The sequence below is a fragment of the Bradyrhizobium sp. CCBAU 65884 genome (assembly GCF_028128835.1).
Taxonomy (GTDB): Bacteria; Pseudomonadota; Alphaproteobacteria; order Rhizobiales; family Xanthobacteraceae; genus Bradyrhizobium; species Bradyrhizobium ottawaense.
Window position 1 is genome coordinate 1 of the sequence record NZ_LBJU01000055.1, and the last position, 6247, is coordinate 6247.

Sequence of the window (6247 nt, forward strand, 5' to 3'; positions counted from 1 at the left end):
TTGCGGCAATACTGGATGCCGATCCGCTACGCCCGCGCTCACTGATCACTGCGGACGTGGGAGCTCATGCCGGTTACTCTTACCCCGGATGGCTAAGGCAGCGTCAATGTTCCAGGGCCATTTCGGAGGGCCGATTCGCTTCACGAGGTTTTCAAGCTCGCTAAGGCCGTCGAAATTGGTGGAATTGCCATTGAGGAAATTGATGACCGCTCCCTGACGCTTGGGCTCGAACGTAGCGAACACCCCCAGAACCTCGCCAACGTTCCGGGCCAGCCCCAAGATGTCACTTCCGTTCTTTGCAAATCCCGGCCATTGCGTCTTGTCCTGCCGCGGCGCATTCCAAAGGAATGGGTATCTCACGGGAGCGTCAGCGGTTTTTATGTTTTCCGGGATCATGAAATCGGGTGGCGGGCCGATGTCCAATCCAGATAAGCGGTTGAAGATCATCCCGACAGCATCCAGACGGCCTACTCCCCAGCCTCTTTTGGGCAGGGCTCGCACCACAAGCGTGTGAAACCGCAAGTACCACCTATCTACCTGCCGGCGAAGATCCTCAAGATCAGCCGTATCGGGATTTTCGGAGTGCAGAACAGCTGCAGCAAACGGAGCAAACGAGTCATCGCTAGCAAGCACATCGCCGACAGCCCTGTCCAAATCACCAAGCAGCGCGTAGAAGTCCACGAGTCCGGGACCGCCATCGACACGATACATATTGCCGTCGAATTCGATCTGGCGCGTATGACATGCGGAGCAGGTCATTCCGACAATTTGGAAACCTTCAGGACCGGAGGCATGAAAGCCGATTGGAAGGCTGGCCTTGTTGCCGGGATTGGGGAGATAGCCGTACCGCGACAAACCATCGGCGAGAAACGGTAGTCCGTTCCTTTGCTTTAGCGCCTGCATCCAAGACAGCGCGATCAAACGCGAGCCCTGATCGCGCACATAGAAGTCCGCTCTCGCCGTGGCGGTCCAATCTGTACCTTGGTCAACGTAGAATGGAATGGCGTCCGCGCCCTGTGCGCTCGATCTTGTCGTGGCAGCAACGGTTAAGCCGATCAGAAAGAGAACACGAAGCATCGTATGGCCCACCGTCTTTCAAAGTCGCCCGAAGAGTTGCTCGCGGTCCTAAGGTCCTCTCGCCGTTGCGGCAAGTTGATCTCAGTCCTCTAGCCTGGCCACAGAATACAAGTCGCCTGATGATGAGGCATTAAAGGTCTCAGACCCGCTAAGTTCAACCTACCAAGTTTTGTAGTGCCGGCTGCCTCTGCATCGCCCACCAATGGAAATCGCAGAACCTGCGCCATAATCCGAGGGCCCACGCCTACCCGTGCCCTATGTTCGCTCTCTGAGGTGGTGGGTGACCCGCCCGCAGCAAGCTCCTATCGAGGATTGCGCCGGATGGTCCGGCGCCGAGCCTCAAGCATGGCGAGCGGGCCCGGCGAACGACAGCATTTTCGTGGGCTGCATGTGCACAAGGCGACGATTTCGGTTGCGGTGGCCGAAGGGACGCAGCGGCGAGGAAGTTCGTAACTTTGGGATCATCGCCAATCGCGCCGACCAGATCGACAAGCTGGCGAAGAAGCGCGGCAAGAGTGACCAGCAGGTAAGTCTTTGCTACGAAGCCGGACTCTGCAGATATGGCCTGCATCGACATGCAGCGGCGCCGGCGGAGCTGCACCGGAGCGGCGGGCTGACAGCCGTGTGGGTCAGGATGCGGCGCATGAGGCCATGCGCGACCTGTTGTGCGCCGGGCTCCGATTATCGCTGTTAATGCATCCACATCGCTCGCCGTTCGGCAGCACACGCTCACTTTGGCCCGAGAACAAAAAGCTGGAGACCTTTTGGAGACGTGGCGACGCAACCTGTGGACTTCAGAAAAGGTGCGGAGGGTTTGGCGCTGTTGGCGAAGGAGACGCTGGGCGAATGGCTTGGCGGTGGTGTTCCGTGCGAAGCGCGCCGATCGAGTGAAGATCGTCTGGGATGGCAGCGGCCTTGTGGTTTATTGGAAGCGGCTCGATGGCGGCGTCTTCAAATGCCCGGGAGGCCCTTGAGCGCATCGCCTAGTGGTTCATCACAGTGATTTTGACTCTTTGACGACGGCCGGATAGGCGCGGCGGAGCTTGGCGCGGGCTTTGTCGGTTGTGAACATCCACTTGATGCGGTCTTGCGCCTTGTTTCGCTGCCGTTGCCATGCCGCGATCTCGTTTCGGAGCTTTTTGGGGTCGTCGATGCGGCGGCCGAGACACTGGCGCTGCAGCACGCTGATCTCGCACTCAACCATGTTGAGCCAACTGGCGTGATTCGGGGTGCAGTGGAATTCGAGGCGCCGCAGGATGCGCCGAGCTTCGGCGGGCGCAAACGCTTGATACAGCGCACCGGCGGTATGGATCGACAGATTGTCCTGCACGACACGGATGCAGGCGGCTTCGGGATAATGGACGTCGACGAGTTCACGCATGCAATGGGCGTAGTCGACGGCGGCGCGGCGCTCTGTCGCCTTCACGTTGCGCCACCCCCGATGTGGATCGAAGGTAACGAAGAGATTGACGGTGCCATCGCGGCGGTCCCTGCGCCATGGCTTGAGGTCGTTCTCCGCCAGCCGGCGGCGCCCGGTCTCGCCCGACAAGCTGGCGTGATCGGTGAGCTTGACCATCGCGTTGGCCAGCAGCGTCAGCGTCCAGCGTTTGCGGCCGGCCGGCGGCTTGGCGCATGCGGTCGCCACCAGCAGGGCCTCCTCCTTGCCCGTCAGCTTGCGTTCCGCCCCTGGACGCGGCTCTTCGCTCAGGGCCCGCTCCAGATTGCCTTCCACGAAGCGGCGCTTAGTCCGATAGACGGTGGAGAGGCTGACACTTACGGTCCGGGCAATCTCCTCGTCGCGGCGCCCTCCATCGGCCGCCAGCAAAATCTGCGCCCGCTTGAGCTTGCGGGCGGCGCACTTGCCGCCGCCGAGCATCGCCGTCAGTTCGTCTCGCTCGGCTTGGCTCAATTCGACCCGATAACGTACATTCATCCTTTGCCTCCTTGTCGGAAGGCCGGGACGCATCGATCCATGAGTCAAAAATCAGGCGCGCGCTTCACCCAGAAGCAGGGGCACTACCTCGCTTTCATCTACACATATTCCAACATGTTCGTACAGCCGCCCGCCGAGAAAGACATCCAGCGCCACTTCCGCGTCAGCCCGCCTTCGGTCCACCAAACGATCGTAACTCTCGAACGAAACGGATGCATCCGTCGTCAACCGGGCATCCCCAGGAGCATCGAAATTCTCGTGCCGCCGGAAAGCTTGCCGATCCTCGAATGGCTCGGAATAAAAACGTCAAAATCACTGTGATGAACCACTAGCTTTACGCGATCGGGAAGGCACTCCGCAGCCGATCTGCTGCCGAGCGCCGCGCGGGGCGACAAGCGCATGCCCGACTCTGGTCGCAGCCTTGAAGCAGTGGTTTGAGGCCAAGCTTGATCACCTCGCGCAGAAGAGCGACACGGCGACCAACGATACGCTTTGTCGGGCGTCAAAGGCGCCGAGAGCGAGGATCTCTTCCATGGGATTCAACGCTTAGCTCGACAGCGCACACAGACGATCAATGCTTTACGCGTACATCCTGCGGAATACGGTTTGATCGTGGGCGTGAGACATAGCCGTCGATTGCATGAGCTCCTGACAACATATCTGGACCTGCCCGATCTCGACCGTACCAGCACCAGCGCGGGTCTCCAGGCCTGGTCGCGATAACCATTGCGCTGCGCGAGACGCTCCGGACTCTTCTCACCGAAAGCTGCGCCGCCTTGGCGTTCGACTTCCAGCTCCATTGGCCGCTGATCAGCGCAGCCGATCACTGAGCAGACCATCCTATCTGTTTTAAGAAATGGTGCTGCTTAGTCGCTTCTGAACCTTACGAATATTGCCGAAGAGACCTGTTGTTTTGTTGCGCGTCGATAGTCCGGCTTAAGAATAAGCGCCTCCTCTCCCCCCAAGCGTTTGTTTTACTCGGATGAAATAGTGCGAGATCGACCCTATTTCGCAAGGGGTTTATTGCTTACCCTGCCCCAGATGACGGGCCCGCCTTAAGTGATCTTATCTCTCAGCCTTCGCTGATCGATTTCGACCAGAGCCGCTCCGCGAAATCCAGATGGAACTTCATTAAATCGGACGGAGTTTTGGATTTGGCAAGATTCTCCAGAAGACTGGCCTGAGCGTGGAGAGAGGAAGCAGCCAGCTTTGACCCGTCCTTCAATGCCGCAGCGTACAGGCCTGTTGTCTCTTCGAGAGATCGTTTCCACTCTGGAGACGCAAATGGATGGCTTGATTCGACGCTCGCTGATTCTCCAATATCGTGCGTCGTGGCATCCGCATCAGAAGCTGATGCCTGGGCGGCCAGGTCGGGTTCTGAACCTGTCTTCCGTTCGCGTTTCTCGTGTTCAGATCTTCTCGCGGACATTTAACATCTCCCCGTCTGGACGGGATCCCCAGGCGCTGTTCGGTCTAAATCCGACCAAGAGGCTTCAGAAAGTATCATAGCCGGTAACACGTCGAGCCTATCTCATTTGGTAGCTCTTGCTTAATCTGGGTCGCTTACCGGATGTGCACGAGCGAGCTTGGAGGCTGCCCGGCATAGAGATGAAGATCATCCATACCAGCAGCTTAGCGGCGCGCTTCCGAGCGCGACCTCCGCCTTAAATGTCCATGACGTGGTTACTAATCGCGCGACTAAACTTATGCGTCGTCCATATGGCTTTTGCGCTACGAAACATTGGTAATCACGCAGGCCTGCAGCAGGATGCGCGATGTTTCCATCGATCAGCCCGACCTCGACGGCTCTGTAGTTCGAGCGCTGTTGTGCACGGACAAATCCTTGCCGTCGCCGTTATCAGGCCGGATTAAGCTCCAGCCCTGAGAAGCTCGCGCGGGTGCTGCGTTTTGACGAGCGGCCGTCATGCAAAGCTCCCAAACTGGGAAGTGGGGATCATGTGCTACGAACTCGGTGGTTGGTGGCATCAAGCGCGTGCTCGTGTCAGTCAACTACCGGCTTACGCAGTTGATCGAAACGAGAAAAAGTCGGACGTGATACCAAAGAATGCGTTTCTGCGTTCGCTGAACACCTTCATATCTCGTACTTTTAAGCGTGGGATCGAGGCAGGTGGCTGGTGCTGATAAGCGGAGCTGTTAGGGGATTTCAGATCTATGCTATGGCTTGACGAGGAAACTCAATTTGACGGTGAGAGCCGCCGTGTATTGACCCGTCATGTCGTTCGACCGAAGCATTTTGTTCTCGGGTTGACCACGCGAGCGGAGCCTGATGCCCCTGCAGTTCCATCGCGCTGTCGAAGACATGGAGATATGGAGTGCGAGCAGCGACGGCTATTCGTTGGTGATCAGCTTCCAGAGCCCGACTGGTCGTGGCTTTCGCGGAAGGTTGGGCTACGTCGCCTCATGGCGCCCGCTTGACCAGAGCCGTGGCTCGGTCAGGATTCTCGGCTCGCCGTTCCAAAGCTTCGCTGAGGCCGAGAATGCGTGCAATAGTATGCTGAATAACCTCCGAGACCTGAACTGATGTCCGCTCGCTGAAAACTTGGAGCCTCGCCAAATGCCGCAGTTGCTCCGAGCGCCGCCCAGGGTACTCGATCGAATGTCACTTCTCGGTCTTTATGAAAGATGTTGCATATGCTGGGGAGGCGATGCAGACCCCGTCGATCTTTAGGAAGCGGCATTCGGGGTGATGAGTGGTGGACAATGAGCCGTCGACCGCTTGACAATTAGCGCGACAGCCAGGAACCCGAAGCGATTGCCGCGCCCCTTGAGCTCACGCCCGATGAACTAAATGAGATCGAGTATCCGATACACGAGATCGCCAACGACGACGGGTTTGTTTACGCTTACGGCGTGGAGATCAAAGAAGGCGCTCCGCTGTACATTCTCCACAAGCTTGCGCCGCTGCCCAGGCGAGGCAACTTAGTGCTGATTCATTTGCCCTGATACGCTCGCGACGCAGCAAATGGAAACAGAGATGGGGAGGACAACAGTTTACGAAATATAGCTCTGCAGAACCGCAACCGATGAAGTGGTTATCTTTGGCGCTTGGCCGCCCACCAGGGAGCGGCCAAGATGTGAGGGTGGCCGATTGAAGGTACGGGCCGTGTAGTTGACGTAGCTGACCGAGAGCCGGAGAGGAATGGACAGCTCGCGACTTTGACCCCACCGGATCGTGGTGCTCAGGACTGAGCATCCGCCCATTTGGCTAGCATTACA

The 6247-nt window shown here is 58.2% G+C and carries 5 protein-coding genes and 1 pseudogene; 3 read left to right on the forward strand and 3 right to left on the reverse strand.

What is annotated here, in order from left to right:
- Positions 1-45 precede the first annotated feature (45 nt).
- Positions 46-1077 (reverse strand): di-heme-cytochrome C peroxidase, encoded by a 1032-nt coding sequence (locus XI03_RS01865; protein WP_271591138.1) that lies wholly within the window; start codon positions 1075-1077, stop codon positions 46-48.
- 803 nt (positions 1078-1880) lie between these two features.
- Here XI03_RS01865 and tnpB point away from each other — a divergent pair.
- Positions 1881-2051, forward strand: coding sequence for an IS66 family insertion sequence element accessory protein TnpB (tnpB, locus tag XI03_RS40410; protein ID WP_442869681.1), 171 nt, complete (start codon positions 1881-1883; stop codon positions 2049-2051).
- Between the two features lie 20 nt (positions 2052-2071).
- Here tnpB and XI03_RS01875 read toward each other — a convergent pair whose 3' ends face one another.
- The gene (locus tag XI03_RS01875) at positions 2072-3010 is read right to left on the reverse strand and encodes a transposase (RefSeq protein ID WP_271591139.1); all 939 of its coding nucleotides are present in this window, start codon (positions 3008-3010) and stop codon (positions 2072-2074) included.
- Between the two features lie 39 nt (positions 3011-3049).
- On the opposite strand from XI03_RS01875, the gene XI03_RS01880 reads away from it, so the two are divergent.
- On the forward strand, positions 3050-3331 hold the full coding sequence (locus XI03_RS01880) for a LexA family protein (RefSeq protein WP_271591140.1): 282 nt from the start codon (positions 3050-3052) through the stop codon (positions 3329-3331).
- Between the two features lie 11 nt (positions 3332-3342).
- Positions 3343-3488: pseudogene (locus tag XI03_RS40240) on the forward strand (IS66 family transposase); the annotation flags it as partial.
- Positions 3489-4082: 594 nt separating this feature from the next.
- On the opposite strand, the gene XI03_RS01890 reads toward XI03_RS40240, so the two are convergent.
- Positions 4083-4439 (reverse strand): hypothetical protein, encoded by a 357-nt coding sequence (locus tag XI03_RS01890; RefSeq protein WP_271591141.1) that lies wholly within the window; start codon positions 4437-4439, stop codon positions 4083-4085.
- Positions 4440-6247: the final 1808 nt, after the last annotated feature.